The 17,796-nt window shown below is 68.1% G+C and carries 21 protein-coding genes and 1 pseudogene; 4 read left to right on the forward strand and 18 right to left on the reverse strand.

The annotated features are described in order from the left end of the window. Positions 1 to 92 precede the first annotated feature (92 nt). Positions 93 to 611: a DUF4124 domain-containing protein gene (locus LRS14_RS05055; RefSeq protein WP_257798826.1), complete on the forward strand. Its 519-nt coding sequence runs from the start codon at positions 93 to 95 to the stop codon at positions 609 to 611. 23 nt (positions 612 to 634) lie between these two features. On the opposite strand, the gene LRS14_RS05060 is transcribed toward LRS14_RS05055, so the two are convergent. The 4 genes from LRS14_RS05060 to LRS14_RS05075 form a co-directional block, all read right to left on the reverse strand. Continuing rightward, positions 635 to 1,507, reverse strand: coding sequence for a hypothetical protein (locus LRS14_RS05060; protein ID WP_257798827.1), 873 nt, complete (start codon positions 1,505 to 1,507; stop codon positions 635 to 637). After that, positions 1,504 to 2,427, reverse strand: a complete 924-nt coding sequence (locus tag LRS14_RS05065) for a triacylglycerol lipase (protein WP_257798828.1) — start codon at positions 2,425 to 2,427, stop codon at positions 1,504 to 1,506. Before LRS14_RS05065 ends, LRS14_RS05060 begins: the two co-directional genes overlap by 4 nt. 116 nt (positions 2,428 to 2,543) lie before the next feature. Beyond that, complete coding sequence (locus LRS14_RS05070; protein WP_046111382.1) at positions 2,544 to 2,849, reverse strand: RnfH family protein; 306 nt, start codon at positions 2,847 to 2,849, stop codon at positions 2,544 to 2,546. Continuing rightward, on the reverse strand, positions 2,836 to 3,282 hold the full coding sequence (locus LRS14_RS05075; protein ID WP_046111383.1) for a type II toxin-antitoxin system RatA family toxin: 447 nt from the start codon (positions 3,280 to 3,282) through the stop codon (positions 2,836 to 2,838). The genes LRS14_RS05070 and LRS14_RS05075 overlap by 14 nt, the downstream gene beginning before the upstream one ends. A gap of 3 nt (positions 3,283 to 3,285) precedes the next feature. Here LRS14_RS05075 and smpB point away from each other — a divergent pair, with 3 nt between their 5' ends. After that, a complete protein-coding gene (gene smpB, locus LRS14_RS05080) occupies positions 3,286 to 3,840 on the forward strand; it encodes an SsrA-binding protein SmpB (RefSeq protein WP_083440329.1) in 555 nt (184 codons plus the stop codon). On the opposite strand, the gene LRS14_RS05085 is transcribed toward smpB, so the two are convergent. Both LRS14_RS05085 and rimO read right to left on the reverse strand, forming a co-directional pair. After that, complete coding sequence (locus LRS14_RS05085; protein ID WP_257798830.1) at positions 3,837 to 5,036, reverse strand: PLP-dependent transferase; 1,200 nt, start codon at positions 5,034 to 5,036, stop codon at positions 3,837 to 3,839. The genes smpB and LRS14_RS05085 overlap by 4 nt on opposite strands. A 7-nt stretch (positions 5,037 to 5,043) precedes the next feature. Then, on the reverse strand, positions 5,044 to 6,429 hold the full coding sequence (gene rimO / locus LRS14_RS05090) for a 30S ribosomal protein S12 methylthiotransferase RimO (RefSeq protein WP_257798831.1): 1,386 nt from the start codon (positions 6,427 to 6,429) through the stop codon (positions 5,044 to 5,046). Positions 6,430 to 6,431: 2 nt separating this feature from the next. Between rimO and LRS14_RS05095 the strand changes: the two genes are divergently transcribed. Together LRS14_RS05095 and LRS14_RS05100 are read left to right on the forward strand one after the other, a co-directional pair. Further along, the gene (locus LRS14_RS05095; RefSeq protein WP_310740803.1) at positions 6,432 to 8,036 is read left to right on the forward strand and encodes a recombinase family protein; all 1,605 of its coding nucleotides are present in this window, start codon (positions 6,432 to 6,434) and stop codon (positions 8,034 to 8,036) included. A gap of 9 nt (positions 8,037 to 8,045) precedes the next feature. Further along, positions 8,046 to 8,360: a hypothetical protein gene (locus LRS14_RS05100; RefSeq protein WP_257798832.1), complete on the forward strand. Its 315-nt coding sequence runs from the start codon at positions 8,046 to 8,048 to the stop codon at positions 8,358 to 8,360. Positions 8,361 to 8,367: 7 nt separating this feature from the next. Here LRS14_RS05100 and LRS14_RS30585 read toward each other — a convergent pair. The 12 genes and pseudogenes from LRS14_RS30585 to LRS14_RS05160 all read right to left on the reverse strand — a co-directional run. Continuing rightward, positions 8,368 to 8,466 (reverse strand): annotated as a pseudogene (locus LRS14_RS30585) (PEP-CTERM sorting domain-containing protein); the annotation flags it as partial. A gap of 965 nt (positions 8,467 to 9,431) precedes the next feature. Further along, positions 9,432 to 9,581, reverse strand: coding sequence for a hypothetical protein (locus LRS14_RS05110; protein WP_257798834.1), 150 nt, complete (start codon positions 9,579 to 9,581; stop codon positions 9,432 to 9,434). Between the two features lie 12 nt (positions 9,582 to 9,593). Continuing rightward, a complete protein-coding gene (locus tag LRS14_RS05115; RefSeq protein ID WP_257798835.1) occupies positions 9,594 to 9,908 on the reverse strand; it encodes a hypothetical protein in 315 nt (104 codons plus the stop codon). Between the two features lie 177 nt (positions 9,909 to 10,085). Next, positions 10,086 to 10,475, reverse strand: coding sequence for a hypothetical protein (locus LRS14_RS05120; protein ID WP_257798836.1), 390 nt, complete (start codon positions 10,473 to 10,475; stop codon positions 10,086 to 10,088). Then, the gene (locus LRS14_RS05125) at positions 10,472 to 10,885 is read right to left on the reverse strand and encodes a DUF5675 family protein (RefSeq protein ID WP_257798837.1); all 414 of its coding nucleotides are present in this window, start codon (positions 10,883 to 10,885) and stop codon (positions 10,472 to 10,474) included. Before LRS14_RS05125 ends, LRS14_RS05120 begins: the two co-directional genes overlap by 4 nt. Continuing rightward, the gene (locus tag LRS14_RS05130; protein ID WP_257798838.1) at positions 10,882 to 11,094 is read right to left on the reverse strand and encodes a hypothetical protein; all 213 of its coding nucleotides are present in this window, start codon (positions 11,092 to 11,094) and stop codon (positions 10,882 to 10,884) included. Before LRS14_RS05130 ends, LRS14_RS05125 begins: the two co-directional genes overlap by 4 nt. Continuing rightward, positions 11,094 to 11,372: a hypothetical protein gene (locus tag LRS14_RS05135; RefSeq protein ID WP_257798839.1), complete on the reverse strand. Its 279-nt coding sequence runs from the start codon at positions 11,370 to 11,372 to the stop codon at positions 11,094 to 11,096. Before LRS14_RS05135 ends, LRS14_RS05130 begins: the two co-directional genes overlap by 1 nt. Before the next feature lie 43 nt (positions 11,373 to 11,415). Further along, a complete protein-coding gene (locus LRS14_RS05140; RefSeq protein ID WP_257798840.1) occupies positions 11,416 to 11,907 on the reverse strand; it encodes a hypothetical protein in 492 nt (163 codons plus the stop codon). Further along, entirely contained in the window at positions 11,904 to 16,217 is a 4,314-nt protein-coding gene (locus LRS14_RS05145) for a phage tail protein (RefSeq protein WP_257798841.1), read from the reverse strand. Before LRS14_RS05145 ends, LRS14_RS05140 begins: the two co-directional genes overlap by 4 nt. Next, complete coding sequence (locus LRS14_RS05150) at positions 16,214 to 16,633, reverse strand: DUF6950 family protein (protein WP_257798842.1); 420 nt, start codon at positions 16,631 to 16,633, stop codon at positions 16,214 to 16,216. Before LRS14_RS05150 ends, LRS14_RS05145 begins: the two co-directional genes overlap by 4 nt. Further along, complete coding sequence (locus tag LRS14_RS05155) at positions 16,630 to 17,202, reverse strand: hypothetical protein (protein WP_257798843.1); 573 nt, start codon at positions 17,200 to 17,202, stop codon at positions 16,630 to 16,632. The genes LRS14_RS05150 and LRS14_RS05155 overlap by 4 nt, the downstream gene beginning before the upstream one ends. Further along, positions 17,202 to 17,795, reverse strand: coding sequence for a hypothetical protein (locus LRS14_RS05160; protein WP_257798844.1), 594 nt, complete (start codon positions 17,793 to 17,795; stop codon positions 17,202 to 17,204). Before LRS14_RS05160 ends, LRS14_RS05155 begins: the two co-directional genes overlap by 1 nt. Between the last annotated feature and the right edge of the window lies 1 nt (position 17,796).

The raw sequence follows: 17,796 nt of genomic DNA on the forward strand, positions 1-17,796 counted from the left end.
ATTATAGGGAGGCTCGCGGCATCGTCCTGTTGCACGCCACCAGCCCGCTACACTGCGCGGTTATCCGTTTCACGGCCTGAGTACGGCGCCTCATGCATCGACCCTCAATGTTCGTGACCACCGGCGTGCTGTGTGCTGCCGCCGTGTTGATGTCCTCCGCCGCCCGGGCGCAGTGGGTGTGGAAGGACAGCCGCGGCCAGGTACATGCCAGCGACCTGCCGCCACCGCGCGACATCCCCGACAGGAACGTCATCCAGCGCCCTGCCGCCGCGCCCACCCCGCGGCCGGCGGCCACAGGTGCCACCACGGCACCCGCAGCGCCGGCGTCGCCCGCCGCCTCGGTGCCGGCTGCGCGTGTCGATCCCGAGCTGGAGGCGCGCAAGCGCCGCGCCGATGAGGAACAGGCCGCGCAAAAGAAGGCCGAGGAAACGCGCCAGGCCAGCCAGCGCGTGGAGAACTGCAACCGCGCGCGGGAAGCGCTGCGGCAGCTGGAAAGCGGCCTGCGCATCGCCCGCGTGAACGAGAAGGGCGAGCGCGAGTTTCTGGACGACCAGCAGCTCGGCGCCGAGACCCAGCGCGCCCGTCAGGTGGCGGCCAGCGAATGCCGCTGAACGGCTGACGCCGGCTCAGGTTCTCAGCGCGGCATCAGGCGCAACAGCGCCTCCACCCGCGGCCGCTCGGCGGCGCTGAAATGCGCATCCAGGTGCGCCTGCATCGCCGCCGCCCGCTGCGCGGCCGACAGGCCCGGCTGCGCCTGCAGACGCAGTTGCTCCGAGTGGGCATCCGACAGCCGCTGCTCCCAGGCCGCCCAGCCTTGCTGCAGGGCGAGTTGCTGCATCGGCGCATCGGGCAGCGGCTCGAGATGCAGCGCCAACGGCGCCAACGACGCGAAGCTGGGCCCGGCGCCGCCGTTCAGCCGTGCGATGGTGGCACGCAGGCGGTCGTCCTCCTCGCGGTAGAAGGCCTCGGCCATGGCCGGGCCCAGCAGCTGCTGCCGCACCCGGGTGCGTTCGGCCAGGGCGGCGGCCAGTGTCTCGGGGCGGGAAGGATCGGCCACCGTCCGCCAGCGGTACTGCGCCAACGCCAGGTAGCGGGCCCACAGCTGCCGCAGGTCGGTCGCCGCCTGTGGACCGTGGCGGCGCGCCACCTCGTCCACCAGGGCGTCGCGCAGTCGCTCGAGCGGCAGTTCGCCCTGCAGCGCAAGGTAGTGGTCCAGCCGCCGGCGCAGCGCCGGATCGGGCCGCAGCCGGCCATCGGCACCCACCGCCCAATCGCCATCGGGCTCGGCGCCCCGCAGCGACGAACCGGCCAGCCACCGGGCCCAGTCGGCCGCATCCGAAGCCGCTGCGGGCCGCAGCGCGGCGGCCGTGTCGGGCTGCTCCTGTGCCAGTGCAGGCGCAGCCGATGGCAGGGGCATGGCCGGTGGCATCTGCTGGCGCAAGCCCTGCTGCAGCTGCCACCCGCCGACCACGACCAAGGCCAGCGCGCCCACGCCGCGCCACTTCACAGGCCCGCCCCCTTCAGGCGGTTGGCATGGGCGCGGTAGACCGCCACCGGATCGGGCGTGAACAGGCCGCGCAGGCCGAAGCTCTGGTTCACCTGGTCGAAGTGGTTCCAGGGCAGGTCGTCGCGGATCACCTGGCCCCACCGGGATGAGCAGGGGCTCACCAGGCCATCGCTGGCCGCGCCGAGGAAGGCGGTGGCACCGGTGACCAGGATGGCGTCGGTGGCATCGAGCAGGTTGGTGGCCGCCACACGGCCGCCGAAGGCGTAGTAGCGCACCCCGTTGACCATCGCCGGGCCCTGGCCACACGGCGTGCTCGGGGCGCCCTGCGGAAACAGCCGGTTGAACGCCTGCGCCCCGCGGCTGGACAGGGACTGCGCCGCGGCCAGGCCGTCGATGGGCGCGGCACTGCCGGCGAACAGGCTCACTAGGCCACCGAGGGCACCCACCGCGGCACCGCCGAGCGCGGTGGTGCCGGTCGCGCCCGTGAGGCCCAGGAACGCATCGAAGCTGGCCGAGCCCTGATGCGGCGTGCCGATGGTGGTGACCGAAGCCACCAACGCCGGCGCGACCGCCGCCACGTAGCGTGCGCTGCTGCCGCCCTGGCTGTGGCCGATCAGGTTGAAGCGCGCGTGGCCATAGGTGGCCTGCCACCACTGCAGCTGGCGCAGCAACGCTTCGCCGCGCAGCACGGTGTCATTGGCGGGGGACAGTTGCACCACCAGCACCTGCGCACCGCCGGCACGCAGCGCCTCGGGGATGCCGTAGAAGTAGTCGGTGGTGCCGAACAGCCGTTCGAAGCCGAACAGGCCGTGCACCAGCACGATGGGATGGCGGGTCCGGGTGTAGCCGTCGGCGTGGCAGGAGGCCGGCAGCAGGGCCGGCAGCACGGCCAGCAACAGGGCGACGAAGCGCGATTTCACGAGGGTTCCAGGGCGATGGAGTCAGTGCGCCATCACCGCCGGCGCGTGGAAGACCGAAGGTTATTCGCGGCCGGCGTGGTCCCCGTCGCCTTTGACGCCGATACAACGCGATCGGCTCATCCGCGCCGCTGGCCCTTGTAGCGCAGCCGCCGCGCTTCCTTCGGATCGACCTGCAGCGGCCGGTACAGCTCGATGCGGTCGCGGTCGCGCAGCGGCTGGTCGGGCGGCGCCAGGCGGCCCCAGATGCCGTGCTTCAAGGCTTCGAGCCGCAGGCCATGGCGCGCCGGCAGGCCGCTTTGCAGCACGGCTTCACGCAGGGTGGAGCCGGCCGGCAACCGCAGCATCACCCGGTCGGTCTGGTCGGCGGCAGGGCTGTAGACGACTTCGATGCGCAGCGGCGCAGCGTCGTCAGCGCTTGCCATACACGGCTTCGGCGCGCTTGACGAAGCTGTCGACGAAGGTGTTGGCGATGCGGTCGAACACCGGGCTCACCGCGGCGCTGAGGGCGCGGCTGCTGAAGGTGTACTGGATGTCGAACTCGATCTTGCAGGCCTGCTGGTCGCCCTGCCCCACCGGCTTGAACAGCCAGGTGCCTTCCAGCATGGAGAACGGACCGTCCACCAGGCTCATGCGCACCGATTCACCCGGCACGTTGAGGTTGCGGGTGGTGAAGGCCTGGCGCAGGCCCAGGTACTTGAGATGCAGTCGCGCGGTCATGCCGCTGTCGTCCCGCGTGAGGACCTCGGCCTGTTCGCACCAGGGCAGGAACTTGGGGTAGTCCTCCACCGCCACCACCAGCTCGTACATCTCCTGCGGCGAGTACCACAGCAAGACAGACTTTTTCACGTGCTTCATAGAATGGCCCGGATTGTAGGCGGCCGCTGCGCCCCCACTTTTGCCTGCAGCGGATCACGAAGTCCGCACCAGAACTCGAAAGCAAGCCGCCCCATGAGCAACATCGCCGAGAACCGCCGAGCCCGATTCGAATACCACCTCGAGGAGCAGTACGAGGCCGGCATCGTGCTGCACGGCTGGGAGGTCAAGGCCGTGCGCGCCGGCCAGGTGCAGCTCACCGATGGCTACGTGCTGATCCGCGATGGCGAGCTGTTCCTCATCGGCTGCCGCATCAATGCGCTGCGCACCGCCAGCACGCACGTCAGCCCCGAGGCCGACCGCACCAAGAAGCTGCTGATGAAGAAGGACGAGATCAAGCGTCTCGTCGGCAAGGTGGAGCAGCGCGGCTTCACGCTGGTGCCGCTGAACCTGCACTACAAGGGCGGCCGCGTGAAGGCCGAGATCGCGCTGGCCAAGGGCAAGGCCGAGCACGACAAGCGCAACACCGAGAAGAAGCGCGACTGGGAACGCGAGAAGGGCCGCCTGATGCGGCACAAGGTCTCGTCGCCGAAGGCCTAGCCCAGACGCTGCAGCGCCTGCTGCGCGTCGGCGATCAGGTCTTCCACCGCTTCCAGCCCCAGGCAGAAGCGCACCAGCGTGCCCCGGTACGGCGTGGGCAGGCTGCGCATCTCCGCGGCCTGGTAGGGCACCGCCAGGCTCACCGGCCCGCCCCAGGACCAGCCGATCTTGAAGCGCTGCAGCGCATCGACGAAGGCATCGACCTGCGCCGGGCTGAAGCGCTCGCGGTCGAACTCCACCGTCACCAGGCCGGCAGCGGCCTTGCACAGCGCCTTCCAGTGGGCATGGCCGGGTGATTCAGGCAGGGCCGGATGCAGCACCCGCTTGAACTCGGACCGGCCCTGGCACCACTGCGCGAAGGCACGGCCGGCGGCATCCTGCGCGGCATAACGCAGCGGCATGGAGGGCAGCGAGCGCAGGATGGCCTCGACGTCGTTCACGCCCACGCCCAGGCCCAGCCGGGCGCGGGCCCAGGCCAGCTTCGGATGCAGCGCATGGTCGCGGTAGACCACCGAGCCCATCAGCACGTCGCCTCCGCCCGAGGGGTACTTGGTGAGCGCATGGATGGTGATGTCCACCCCGGCATCGAATGCGTTGAAGGCCAGGCCGGCGCCCCAGGTGTTGTCCAGCGCCACCAGCGCCTGCGGCGCCTTCTCCCGCACGGTGCGAACCAGCGCCGGCAGGTCGGGGAACTCGAGCGTGACCGAGCCCGGCGCCTCGGTCCACACCAGCTTGGTGGCCGGCGTGATGGCCGCGGCCAGCGAGGCCGGGTCCAGGGCGTCGTACATCGCCATCGTGATGCCCCAGCGCGCCAGGTCTTCCTTGGCGAAGCGGGTGCCGGGGCCGTAGCCGTTGTCGGGCAGCAGCACCTGGTCGCCGGCCTTCAGCAGCGCGATGTCCACCAGCGTGATGGCGGCCAGGCCGCTGGGCACCAGCAGCGCATGCGTGCCGCCTTCCAGCGTGGCCAGCCGCTCTTCCAGCAGGAAGGTGGTGGGCGTGCCGTGCAGGCCGTAGGTGTAGGCCGACTTGTCGATCCAGCGGCTGCTGCGCATCGCCGCCGTGTTCTCGAAGTAGATGGTCGAGGCCTTGAACACACCCGCCGTGGGCGCGGCGAAGGCCGCCGGCGGCTGGTACGGATGGTGGATCAGCTCGGTGGCGCGGTGGTCGAGGTCGGGGGAATCGGCGCGGTCGGTCATGGTGGCGTCAGATGGGCATGGCGATGAGGTCGTGGCCTTCGGCGGCGATGATGCGGGCCTTGGTGAACTCACCCACCTTCAGCGTCTTCGAGGCCTTTTGCGGCGGCAGCAGGCGCACGGTGCCGTCGATCTCCGGCGCGTCGGCATAGCTGCGGCCCAGGCCGCCCTTGCGGCCCAGCGCCGGCGCGCTGTCGATCAGCACCTGCATGGTGGCGCCCACGCGGCGCTGCAGCCGCTCAGCCGACACCCGCTCGGCCACGGCCATGAAGCGCGAGCGCCGCTCCTCGCGCAACTCGGCCGGCACCGGGTTGGCGATCTCGTTGGCAGTGGCGCCTTCCACCGGCGAATAGGCGAAGCAGCCGGCGCGGTCGATGCCCGCTTCCTGCACGAAGTTCAGCAGGTGCGCGAACTCCTCTTCCGTCTCGCCCGGAAAGCCGGCGATGAAGGTGCTGCGCACCACCAGCTCGGGACAGATCTCGCGCCAGCGGGCGATGCGCTCCAGGTTGCGCTCGCCGCTGGCCGGGCGCTTCATGCGCTTGAGCACGTCGGGATGCGAATGCTGGAAGGGCACGTCCAGGTACGGCAGGATGCGGCCCGCGGCCATCAGCGGCAGCACCTCGTCCACGTGCGGATACGGGTACACGTAGTGCAGCCGTACCCAGGCGCCATGCTGCGCAGCCAGCTCGCCCAGCTTCTCGCACAGGTCGAGCATGCGGGTCTTGACCGGCTTGCCGTCCCAGAAGCCGGTGCGGTACTTGACGTCCACGCCATAGGCGCTGGTGTCCTGGCTGACGACCAGCAACTCCTTCACGCCGGCCTCGAACAGCGCCCTCGCCTCGCCCAGCACGTCGCCCACCGGGCGGCTGACCAGGTCGCCGCGCATGCTCGGGATGATGCAGAAGGTGCAGCGGTGGTTGCAGCCTTCGCTGATCTTCAGGTAGGCGTAGTGCCTGGGCGTGAGCTTGATGCCCTGCGGCGGCACCAGGTCGACGAAGGGATCGTGCGGCTTGGGCACATGGATGTGCACCGCGTCCATCACCTCCTGCGTGGCATGCGGGCCGGTGACGGCCAGCACCTTGGGGTGCACCGCACGCACCAGGTTGCCGCCGTCGCTGCCGGCCTTGGCACCCAGGCAGCCGGTGACGATCACCTTGCCGTTGTCGGCCAGGGCCTCGCCGATGGTGTCCAGGCTTTCCTTGACGGCATCGTCGATGAAGCCGCAGGTGTTGACGATCACCAGGTCGGCCCCGGCAAAGGTCTTGCTGGTCTCGTAGCCCTCGGCACGCAGCTGCGTGAGGATGAGCTCGGAATCGGTGAGGGCCTTGGGACACCCGAGCGATACCATACCTATACTCGGCGCCCGCTTGGTGGTGATGTCTGTTGGGGTGGTCATTCGTGGGTCTCGTCTACAGCTACATGCGGTTCTCGGATCCGCGTCAGATGGCCGGCTCGTCGAGCGAGCGGCAGCTTGCATACGCGAAACGCTGGGCGGAGGAGCACGGCCTGGTGCTGGACGACTCGCTGTCGTTGAGGGATGAGGGGTTGTCGGCGTATCACCAGCGCCACGTAAAGTCAGGCGCGCTGGGCACGTTCTTGGCGGCCGTCGAGGGCGGCAAAGTGCCTGCGGGATCCGTGCTGGTGGTCGAAGGGTTGGACCGCCTTTCGCGCGCCGAGCCGATCCAGGCGCAGGGCCAGCTCGCCCAGATTGTAAATGCCGGCATCACCGTGGTGACGGCGAGCGACGGGAAGGCCTACAGCCGCGAGCACCTTAAGGCCAACCCGATGGACCTGGTCTACAGCCTCCTGGTGATGATCCGGGCGCACGAGGAGTCCGACACCAAGTCGAAGCGTGTTGTCGCCAGCATTCGTCGGCAGTGCGTTGGCTGGCAGGCAGGCACCTGGCACGGGGTGATCCGCAACGGGAAAGATCCGGCATGGGTGCGCCTGGTCGACGGCGAGTGGCAGCTGGTCGCCGAGCGGGTGGAGGCCGTCCGCGCCGGCCTCGAGTTGTACCAGCAAGGCTACAGCGCGACTCGCATCGTCCGGGCGCTGGCAGACCGCGGGCTGCAGCTCACCGACCGCGGTGCACAGTCGTTGCAGATCCACCGCCTGGTGCGCCAGCGCGCGCTGCTCGGTGAGAAGGAACTCACCGTCGATGGTGAGACCTTCGTGCTCGCGGGCTATTACCCAGCCCTCCTGAATCAGGAGGAGTGGCAGGCGCTGCAGGGCCTGAACGACGACCGAGGCCGCCGGCGGGTGAAAGGCACCCTTCCCCACGTAATCACCGGCATCGGCGTCACGGTCTGCGGCTACTGCGGCCGCGCCATGGCTGGCCAGCACATGATGAACCGCGTGAAGGCCGACGGTACGCTGCTCGACGGTCATCGTCGGCTGCTGTGCACCAGCCACTCACAGCGGCTGCCCTGTCCGGTCCCGGGGTCGATCTCAGTGGCCAGGGTGGAGCGGGCTCTGATGGCGTACTGCTCGGACATGATGAACCTGCAACGGCTCTACACCGGCGATCGTTCGGCCGAGCCTCGTGCGAGGCTGGCCAGCGCCCGGAAGCGCGCTGCAGCTCTTGCGGTGCAGCTGGAGCGGCTGACCGACGCGATGCTGGCTAGCGAGGCTGGCGGGGTGCCGCTGACTTTCGCTAAGCGCGCGCGCGAGCTGGAGGCTCAGCAGGCAGCGATCCAGGTCGAAATCACCAGGGCAGAGCGGGATGTTTCCGCGGCAGCACGCACGCACCTGGACGGCGCCGACGCCGCGTGGCGCGATCTGGCCGCCGGCGTCGAGGCGCTGGACTTCGACGCGCGGATCCGCGCGCGACAACTCGTGGCGGACACCTTCGAGCGGATCGTCGTCTATCACAAGGGCGTCCGACCTGACCTGACGCCCAAGGGGTTCACAGACGTTGTACTGCTAGCCCGTGGCGGGCAAGCGCGGCTGCTGCGGATCGACAAGGGCGGCCGCTGGGAGGACGGTGAAGATGTCGACCAGTAAGGCCACCGCATGAAATGGGCGGTCACCCAGCTGCGTGATCGCGGCCGGCGGCTGAAGCGCGGCGAGTGGCCCGAGCCGGCGGTGGGTGAGCTGGAGCTCTCGCTTATGCCTGAGACGAACGCCCGGCGGCCCCTCAAGAAGATGGAGCTGTTTGGCACGCCGAGCACCGTCCGGCAGCCGCTGCTCCTGCCGCTTTTCGACCCGCAGATCATCTCGATGGATGCCGGCGCCATGGTGCTGCATGGGATGCAGCTGCACTCCGAAGATGCCGGCATCTTCGAGCACATGCAGGTGTGGCTCTGCACCCCAGCGGCAAGCGATTGAGCGCTCGCTACCCGGCGCGGCGTCTGGCCATGGCGCCCATCAGCGCAAGGCCGCCCAGCATCAACGCGTACGTCGAAGGCTCGGGCACCTGATTTACGCTGATGGACACAAACGGCAATAGTTCGTCCTGCTTCAACTGCATGCATGACAGAGATGCACATGTCGGGTCGTTCGACGCGGCAAGGTAATATCCGGGATTGAAGTCGTAGCTAATTTCGTACCGGAATGACTGATGGTCGCTAAACCCGTCTGCACCATAGATTGCAGTCGCCGCTCGAAAGCCAATGTCGTATCGAGTAAGGCTAGATATCTCGAAATCGGACGACTTGAGCAACTCAGAAGTGTCTGCATCGAAGATGCTGACCTTAGCCTTGAGCAGACCTTTCGAAAGAACCAGCTGTTGCGATCCGCTCGTTAGTGGCGAGAGGTTGAGGCCGAACTGAATCCTGGTACTTCTCAGCGGCAGATCGTTGGACGCAGATGCTAGGAACTCGAATGAGCCGACACCATTGACAACGGATGCTGGCGGGGACGTGAAGAAGGCGGTCTTCTCCGACAAGCTGCTCATCAGCGTTGGAGCCGAGAAGGTCTTCTCGTCGTACGTGACCGTGAAGCCATTGGTTGATGTCGTCGCGGCAATGCCTACCCCGTGGCACAGCACCGCAAACGCAAGGACGAACCCTTTGCAATTCATACTTCCCTCCGGTTGTTCAATTCGAGCATCAGTCACCGACTGACTGACTTCTGCGTCGAGTGACGATGCTAGCTGCCCCAAGCCGCGATTATTGGTTTTCCGCGTGCCCAATGCCCCCCTCATCTGGGTCATAGACTTGCTAAGAAGCGCATTGCGGATCCGCTCACCAGGGCCACGTGTCATCACCGTCATCCTCCGACGAAGTGCCATTTCGGATGCGAGCGACCACGTGAAATAGCAATACCGTAATTACCCCGCCCATCAGGATTGCTAGCAGCACTTCTTCTTGCATGCCTGGGAGCGTAACACCGCCTTACATGTGCAAAACCTAGGATTTCCCAGGTGAATATTTGCCCGGTCTGCAGAGGCAACTCCAGCTACCGCGCCCGGCTGACAAGCGCTTCGATCAAGAGCCGAGCCCTGCTCAGCGCCCAGTCATCGATGACGCAAAACAGACGGCCGAGACGAACCGCCTCCTCGGTTGCCATGCGCACCGCCTCCCGATCCTTGTCGGAAGGCTCGAGCACGGCGGCGTCCGATCAGCGCGCAGCGACGCGTGCGGCCAGATCGGCCACGTTGATCTCGGTGTGGCCGTCGGCGTGCACCACGCCCAACGGCAGCACCCGAGCGGAATCGCGGTGCGCCTTGACCAGCAGGATGTGGTTGTTCACGAGCCAGGCGAGGAGTTCGCGGAGAAGGCGGCGCGTGAGCGTGCCATGCAAGCCTCGGATCCATACGGTCCGCGGCGTCTCCCACACCACGGTGCACACGGCGTCGTAGTGCGGCGTAGGGTCGTCGCTGGCGCGCGCGTAGAACCTCAGCGTGCTGGTGGTTGGCTCATGGCGGATCGGCATCGTGTTCTCCGGTCTCAACGTGGCCAGGCGTCGACCAGGCCTCGGTGGCGGGCGCGGCATTCGGCCGCGGCTGCCTCGCGCTGGGCCCAGATGTCGGTGGCGCTGGCCAGCAGCACCACACCAAGCGGTATCGGTGGGCCCTCGTCGCAAGGCGCGGCCAGATTGGCCGGGGGCGGATCAGGGGCGCGAGGCGCCGGCCCCTGCTGCAGCGTCGTGCACGCCGACAAGAGCGCCTGCAGGCAGCAGCACGTCGCCAGCCAAGCCTGACGCGGGACAGTCGACGGGAACCTGGATGGCGACGGTGTTGGCATGGCGCGCCTCGCTAAGGTTGCGCGCCAGGCTGGCGCGTTCGGTTTCATGGCGTGCGCTGGCCTGCAACGCACGGTTGGCATTGCGCAGAGCGTCAGCGTTGGACTGACGCTCCCGCTCGAGCTCGGCTGCGTCCCAGCGCGCTTGGACGCCTGCCGCGCCCTGCCTGTGGCACCAGGCGCCGCCAGCCGCCGCGGCGATGGCCAGCAGCAGCGCCCAGCCGGTGGGCGGCACCATGCCCAGCAGCGCGCGGATCACAGGTCCGCGCCTACGATGTCGATCGTGATCGACTCTCCCCGAGCCTTGGCGGCCACCAGCTGCACATACAGCGCATCGAACGCCTTGCGGCTTTCACCCACGCCCTTGGGCCAGCGCTGCAGACCGGGCAGCAGGCAGCCCTCAGTGTCCGCGGCGGTGTTCCCTGGATGGATGCGGATGCCTTCGAACATGGGCACGTTGAGCAACAACGGCAGCGGGCGCTTGAAGCGCGCGCTCATCGTGATGTCGATCCGGTACGTGCCGTACGGGATGGCGGTCTTGCCGTACACCTTCTGGCCAGGCGGCCGGACGGTGTCCTCGCACACCCAGGCGCACCAGGCGCCATCGACGGTCAGACTGCCGATGGTCACATCGGCATCGAGCTGCTCGCGAGTCAGGATCAACTTCATTGCGTAGGCTCCGAATTGCTGCCGGCTTTGATCTCCGCGTGCTTCTGCGCGGTGTTGCCGGCGATGTAGGCGCCCACGGTGGCAATGATCACGGTGGCGTAGGTGCCGCCGTCGATTCGCCCGAACCAGGTGAGCACGGTGGTGGCGATGCCGCACCCAAGGGTGAGCACGAATCGGCGGCCGCCAAGCGAGGGGAACGAGACGGCCATCAGTGGCCGCCCTTGAGCAGCTTGATCACGCCCCACACGCCGCTGATGGCGGCGGCCAGGCCGGCGGTCCACTTCGCGCCAACGCCGATCCAGCCGAGCACGCGGAAGCCGAGCTTCGCCGCAGCAATAAGCTCGCGGATCTCCGCGGTCAGCTCGGTGTTGTGCGCGACAGCCTCCTCCAGGGCTTTCATTCGGCCGTCGCCATGTACGAGCGCATCCTCGATGGCGCCCAGACGGGCCTCGGTGGACGTGGCCGGGCCTGCCGGTGTTTCTGGCATCAGGATCTCCAGGTGAGCGTGCAGACGTCCGCACGCGAATTCGTCAGCCGGCTGAGGTCAGCTCGGTCTCTGTGGTGGCCGCTTCAAGCGCAGCGCGTCGCGCGCGTAGCGGCACGATCGCCGCCTCGATCTCCTGCAGACGCAACACGGCCTCGGGCGGCGGCTGCAGACCAGCCACGAGCGCCGTCAGCACGTCGCGCTGCGGGCGCGCCTGCTGAAGCTCCTGCGCGTCAATCTCGGCCTGCACTGAGGCGATGCGTTGCGCCTTAAGCGCGGCTAGCGTGGGAAACGAAAGCCACCGGCGCGTAGCCGAATCCCATTGCCACGTCTGCAATTGGTCGTCGGCCGGCGCCGGCGGCACGTAGTCGACGACCACCGGCTCTGCGCCTGTGAGATCGACCCGCTGGCAATGCATGTCGAAGTGGCCTTCGATCTTCTCGAAGCCCTCCGGCACACAGACGAACGCCTCAGGGCCTTCGTAGGCGGTCCGGTGAAAGAGCCCGGTGGCCGGGTCAAAGAAGCTGTACTTCTTCATTTTAGGATCGCGTTGAGGCGCATCGTGCAAGAGAACCAGGTGATCGAGCTGGCCTGCCGGCTCGAGCGCAGCGAGACATACAGCTTCCCGCCTGGCGGCAGCACGTACGTCGGATGGGAGAACGCGAAGTTGCGTTGATCCGATGGGTCGTTGGTGTTGGTGCGGATGCGCTCGCCGTGCAGCGTGCGGCCCAGGCCGGTGTTGTTCCAGGCGGCGTCGTACTGCACCGCTTCGCTGACCACGTGCAGGTCTGAGCCAGCCAGCACCGAGAAGCCATAGACAGTGCCGGTCATGATCACCTCGACCACCGCCTGCGCACCGGTGGTGTTGTCGAAGGTGTAGGCGCCGAAGATCGGGATTGAGGGGTTGCTGGCCGGGTCGTGCGTGCCGTCGGCGATCGGCACGTTGATGGGCACCGTAGCGGCGTAGTCGATGATCTGCGGCGTGCCCACCTGGCTCAGCGTGGCCAGCGCGCCGAGGCGGGCTTTGGCATTGGCCGCGATCTTGTCTAGCACGGCCTGGCGGGTGAGGTAGGCCTGCTGCCACACATAGCGCCAAGTTGCTCCATTGATCACCGAATCCTGGCTGGTGTCCGCCCATCCTGGCGACAGGCCACTCAGGTACCCCGCCAGGTCGTTGAGCGCGGCCATGTAGGCGTTTTTCTCTGCGACGACGGCGTAGTTGTCAGCCTGAGAGAGGACCCCGGCTTGCTCGTTGGCCAGCACGTTCCAGTCCTGGATGACTCGGCTCTTCTCGGAGCGCGACAGTACGCTGTCCGAGGCAATTGCAGCCAGGTCCGCCAGCGCAGAGTTAGCAGCCGCCGCCGCGTTATTGGCCGCCGTTTGCGCGGTGTTGGCAGCGTCAACCGCACGCCGGATGCTGGACAGCGGGCCGAATTCGATGCCGCTGAGCGAGCCGCCCACCTGCACAAATGAGCTGTCGAAATAGAGCGGATCGTTGTGCACCCAGTCGAAGGTGAAGAAGACCGTGCCGTTGCGTGAGTAGTGCAGCCGGGTGCCGTCGTACAGCACCATGAACCGATCGCCGGCGGCATAGGTGCCGAAGTCGCCCCAAGGGTTGCCCGATTGGTACACAGTGAAGACCCCGTCGCTGCGCAGGTAGATCGCGGCGTCGATCTCGTAGTAGCCACTCGTCTCTGAGGGCGTTCGGTCCAGGCCAAACATCAGGTCGCGGTCAGTCCTGTCGGCTACCGCCGCCGCATACGCACCGCCTGCATAGCCATCGCGGCTGAAAACGTCGCCCACCCACGGGCCGGTGTCCGCCGTCTTCCTTGCCACGCTGCCGCTGGTTTCGCAGCCGTTCCGAGCCACCAGCCTCAGTGTTGCCGTCGCGTTGAGGTCGCCGGTGTAAGCAAAGTCGCGCAGCGTCCGCGGCTGATAGGCGCCGCCGTTGCTGATGAGCTGGCCGGCCAGCAGCTGAAACGAGAGGTCGCACCACGCGTCGCGCTGGCCAGGCGAGTTGCCTTGGTATGCCTCTGATCCGTTGCCCTCGCCGCAGCCCGGAATACCCACCAGGATGTAGGCGCTGCGGAAGCCGAACTCCGGGCTGCCAAACACTGCGCGGCTCGCACCACACCGGTACATGGCATCTGGCAGGCCTCCGATCAGTCGATTGCTCTGCGGCTCGTCCCAGCTCCAGACAACGACGAGATGGTCGCTGCCGGTTGCATTGAGATCCGCCGCTAGGACGTCGGCGCCTTTGCCGAAGCCCGGGTTGTCCCAACTGTTGTCGTTCGGGGCCAGCACGTCGTAGTAGTTCGTGTAGGTGACAGCTCCATCGCTGCGGCGAATCCGCGCCATCGCGTAGCTGCGCGACACGCCGTGCAGCTTGACGCCCGTTTCCCCGTCAAACAGGCCATCACCGGGAGTGGTGGGCACCGGGTCCACATTCCAGCCGCGAGTGACGACACGGAACAGCCTTGGCCGGCCGCTTACCGCGCCCCAGGCGATCAGCTCAGCGGCACCGATGGTCACGTCGACATAGGCGTCGGCCAACGAGTCGTTGCCCGACGTGTCGAAGTAGCGCGCACGCACGCGGTAGATGCCCGCCGGCGGCCGCGGCCACAGGTAGGTGGTGCCTGCGAAGCGCGTGGGCTGGCTGCCGACCAGCGGCACCGACGACTCCCAGTCGATGCCGCTGACCCGTAGCTCGGTCACATCGCGATCGAGGTCCGCGTTCTGAGGCACGCTGATGAGCACGCCGTCGGTCGTGATCTCGGCGGCGATCGACGGCACGTTGCGCGGCGGCGCCGTCTTGCCCAGCACGCGGTGTCCCAGCGCCCTGCCCCAGTCGCCCCGCACCAGCGCGTTCCGCGCCCGTGCCGTGATGCTGTAAATCGCGCCGTCCTTCACGCCGAGCAGGTGCACCTCGGTCGCATCACCGGGAACGCGCACGACGGGCCAAGTGGCCGGGTCGGTGACGATCTGACCGTAGCGGATCTCGACCGCGCCGCCATTGAGCACCGCCTCGTCATCGATCGGTGCCCAGCTCACGCGCACTCGCGACACGATTGAGCCGTCCGCCTGCAGCAGCAGCTGCTCGGTGCCGCTTTCCGCGGCGAGGTCCAGCACCGGCGGCACGAAGAACGGGTCCGGCAGTGAGGTGTTGGGCGTCGCATCCTCCCGTGTGAACAGGGCGTCGGGGTCGAAGATGCTGGGCGCCGTCTCCTTCACCGACAGCACGACACCGCCGGCCAGGCCAAACTGCCATCCCAGCACCTCGAAGGCCTTGGCGGACCAGCCGAACGAAGGCAGGTCAACGAGCACGGTGTCGAACAGCTCCAGCGGGAACGCCCGCAAGTTGCACGGCAGCGTCGCGGCCAGGCCGCTGCGCTCGTCTCGCAGCACCACGCCCGAAACGTGCTGTGCGTGCACCGCGTCGGTTACCGCCGAGTAGGTCAGCTCGCGCACCAGCTCCTGACCGTCGAGATCGACGTATGCCTGCGCCACGACGTCGGGGGCCTGCGACGCCACATAGTCCTGCGCCGCGTTGGCGATCGTGGCGCGCACGATGTTGACCGACGATGCCACGGGCGGATCCGGGACGATCGTGGTGGCCTGGGTATCTGCCAACCAGTCCTCAGTGATGGTGGCCACGGGCGCGCGGTAGGCGCCGGCGCGCATCCGCAGCAGGCCGCCGCCCCAGCCCCAGCGGCCAGCCATGGCCTCGACGAGCTCATCCATCACTGCAGTGGGGCTGCCCTCCAGCCGGCAGGCCATGCCGCTGGTGTACATGGGCGCGGTCACCGTGCTGCCGTCCGACTTCGAAAATGTGTGCGCAACGTCGCACGCGTTGGCGGCCGCGATCACATCGGCCACCGGCACCACGTCCGCCGGGCAGTCGCCGCCGTGCGGATAGCGCGCCCAGTCATAGGCATGCAGCGCCGGGTTCTCGCTCCAGGCGACCAGTCCGGTGCGGGGGTCGAGCACCCTGACCCCGCGCACCACGGCACTGATGTTCAGCAGGCCGGATGGCCAGACGTCGGTGTCGTACTCGAGCTCGACCTCCAGCAGCGTGATGCCGGCGAAGCGGTCTGCCGGGTTGACCAGGTCTGGGTGCCGCTCTGCCAGACTCCCGGACAGATCCTGGCCAGGCGCCCCCAGCCACTTGCGCACGCGCGCCTTCGACTTCGACTCGCTCCACTGGTAGCCGACCTGGTAGGTGCCATTTACCGCTGCACCGTTGAACACCGCGGCAGTCACCGTGACCACTGAGCCAGCGACCGACACCGCCCCCTGGAACTGCGAGCCATCCTCGGCGTAGACGGCCGCTACGCTCCCCTCGAGCGGCACCAGCGGCAGCGTGACCGTGCCCACGCCGCCGGCCAAAACGCAGTCGACCGAGGCCGACACCGTGCTGACTTTGTTGTAGGGCTCGCTCTGCACGTCCTGCCAGCCCTGCGCGTCAGGATCCGACAGGGTGACTTTTTTGTCGCCGAAATAGACGTCCTCGATTGCGTCGCACTCGCCGTCAGCCACCGCGATGACCAGCGTGTAGAACTCGCTCTTTGCGCCGTGGGTGGCCTTGAACAGCACCCCGTCGACGTTCCGCACCCGGCCGTAGATCCGCGAGCGGGCGCCGTCCACCACGGGCGTCATTTGCAGCCGGTCCTTGAGGCTGTCGTTGTAGGCGTCAACAGCCTGCCGCCGCGCCAGGCGGGCAGAGCTGATCCCCGAGGCCGTGTTGACAGCGAAGGCAGCGGCGATCACCCAGCCGTTGCCGGTGATGATGGCGGCCACCGACAGCACGACGCCGGCGATCCGCAGGGTGGTGTCGACAACCTTGCTCATGCGCCCACCCGCCACGCCTTGCGCACGGATCCGACCGGCACCGCGACAAGCCCGGCGGCGCCCGGGCCGATCCAGTGCGCACCGCCGCACACGACCAGCGCCGGCAGGTCGTTGCCCTCCACGCCATCGGTGATCCCGACATCGCCGACCTGTGCCATGAGCACGGGTACCTCAGCGCCCAGTCGGCTGGCGGCGATCGCCTCCGGGCCGCCCAGCGCCTGCTGCAGCCGCAGCGCGGCCACGGCGCTGGCGTACTGGCCCCGCAGGTCAGCGGCCGGGTCCTCCCCAGTCACCGCAGCCACGCAGTCGGCGGCGAACAGGCAGCAGTCCTGCACGCCCCACTCGAACGGACGCGCCCAGCGCTCCGCAAGGCAGGCGCCCAGTCGGCCCTGCCAATCTCTCAGACGGGTGGTCATTGCTTGAAGAAGGCCGCGGCCGGCCAGACGTCGTTGTGTTGGGCCTGGCTGACCAGGAAGCGCATGCAGGTGTCGCCGGCGTGGGTCTTCTGCTGGTCGCTGCTGGTGTAGCGCAGCGGCTTGGGACGACCAAACAGCTTGCCCTGGTGCTCCACCGTGACGGCGATCGTGCAGGTCTCGCCGGTGCGGCTGATCGGCATCTGGTCGATGGCGCCGCTGAAGATGAGCGGCGCATCGAGCAGCGCATGCGTCTCCGGATCCAGCACGCCGAACCACACGCGGCAGGGCCGGCCACGCGGCCGCTCGCCCAGCGCCAGAGCAATGTTCTCGGTGGGCACACCCGACAGGGTGAGCTGCAGCGCGGTGGTCTCGCCGTTGGAGGTGTCCTTGACCGCGCTGACCGTGCCCAGCGAGCCGGTGCCGCGCCACAGCTCACCGGCCCACTCGAAGTCCACCGCCGCGCTGCACAGACGCACCACCGCGTCGAACCGCAACTCCACGAACAGCACCGCCGGCACGTTGGCGCCATTCAGCACTACCAGGCTCGGCGCGCTCAGTCCCGTGCGCATTACCAGGTCTCCTCGAGGTCGATCTGCACCGGCCCACGCGAGCCTGGCATGTACGCATAGCGGCCGGTCGTGGCAGGCACGATGAACTCGGCGGTCGGACGGTCCCACACCACGGCACTGCCGGGGGCGATGCTGCCGCGCACGCGGTGCACCACCGGCACCATGATCAGGCCTGCGCCGTTGGCCGTGCAGTCGTCTGCACACTGAAACAGCTGGCCGCCGCAGCCGAACAGGTCGCCCATCCGCAAGGTGGCGCCCGGCACGGTGGCCAACGTCAGCGCGACGGCACCACGACCGACACCGGCCTGCAGGGTGGGGGACCCGCGCAGGGAGCCGGCTGGCTGCGGCCGCGCCAGGTGGTACAGCCTCACGCGGTTGGCGCCGCCGGTGAGCCAGCCAACAAAGCCCTCCACGCCGCCCGCCTGCCGCCGTTGCGCCGCATTAAAGGTCAGGGACACGACGAAGCGCTCGGCTAGGTACTCCATCGCCTGGCGGGTGCCGTTGTACGGGCCTGCGAACTGCAGCGACGCCTTGGAATGCCCCCACTCCATCGAGCCGATGCGCATGGCCACCGGCAGGTCACGCGTGCTCATG

Source organism: Aquincola sp. J276, from assembly GCF_024700035.1.
Classification (GTDB): domain Bacteria; phylum Pseudomonadota; class Gammaproteobacteria; order Burkholderiales; family Burkholderiaceae_C; genus Aquincola; species Aquincola tertiaricarbonis.

Bases quoted from the DNA above. Each gene is read 5' to 3' on its own strand.
- LRS14_RS05055 (WP_257798826.1), top strand. From the start codon at position 93: ATGCATCGACCCTCAATGTTCGTGACCACCGGCGTGCTGTGTGCTGCC.
- LRS14_RS05070 (WP_046111382.1), bottom strand. From the start codon at position 2,849: ATGGCAAGCGCTGACGACGCTGCGCCGCTGCGCATCGAAGTCGTCTAC.
- LRS14_RS05075 (WP_046111383.1), bottom strand. From the start codon at position 3,282: ATGAAGCACGTGAAAAAGTCTGTCTTGCTGTGGTACTCGCCGCAGGAG.
- smpB (WP_083440329.1), top strand. From the start codon at position 3,286: ATGGCCCGGATTGTAGGCGGCCGCTGCGCCCCCACTTTTGCCTGCAGC.
- LRS14_RS05085 (WP_257798830.1), bottom strand. From the start codon at position 5,036: ATGACCGACCGCGCCGATTCCCCCGACCTCGACCACCGCGCCACCGAG.
- rimO (WP_257798831.1), bottom strand. From the start codon at position 6,429: ATGACCACCCCAACAGACATCACCACCAAGCGGGCGCCGAGTATAGGT.
- LRS14_RS05100 (WP_257798832.1), top strand. From the start codon at position 8,046: ATGAAATGGGCGGTCACCCAGCTGCGTGATCGCGGCCGGCGGCTGAAG.
- LRS14_RS05115 (WP_257798835.1), bottom strand. From the start codon at position 9,908: ATGCCGATCCGCCATGAGCCAACCACCAGCACGCTGAGGTTCTACGCG.
- LRS14_RS05125 (WP_257798837.1), bottom strand. From the start codon at position 10,885: ATGAAGTTGATCCTGACTCGCGAGCAGCTCGATGCCGATGTGACCATC.
- LRS14_RS05130 (WP_257798838.1), bottom strand. From the start codon at position 11,094: ATGGCCGTCTCGTTCCCCTCGCTTGGCGGCCGCCGATTCGTGCTCACC.
- LRS14_RS05135 (WP_257798839.1), bottom strand. From the start codon at position 11,372: ATGCCAGAAACACCGGCAGGCCCGGCCACGTCCACCGAGGCCCGTCTG.
- LRS14_RS05140 (WP_257798840.1), bottom strand. From the start codon at position 11,907: ATGAAGAAGTACAGCTTCTTTGACCCGGCCACCGGGCTCTTTCACCGG.
- LRS14_RS05145 (WP_257798841.1), bottom strand. From the start codon at position 16,217: ATGAGCAAGGTTGTCGACACCACCCTGCGGATCGCCGGCGTCGTGCTG.
- LRS14_RS05150 (WP_257798842.1), bottom strand. From the start codon at position 16,633: ATGACCACCCGTCTGAGAGATTGGCAGGGCCGACTGGGCGCCTGCCTT.
- LRS14_RS05155 (WP_257798843.1), bottom strand. From the start codon at position 17,202: ATGCGCACGGGACTGAGCGCGCCGAGCCTGGTAGTGCTGAATGGCGCC.
- LRS14_RS05160 (WP_257798844.1), bottom strand. From the start codon at position 17,795: ATGAGCACGCGTGACCTGCCGGTGGCCATGCGCATCGGCTCGATGGAG.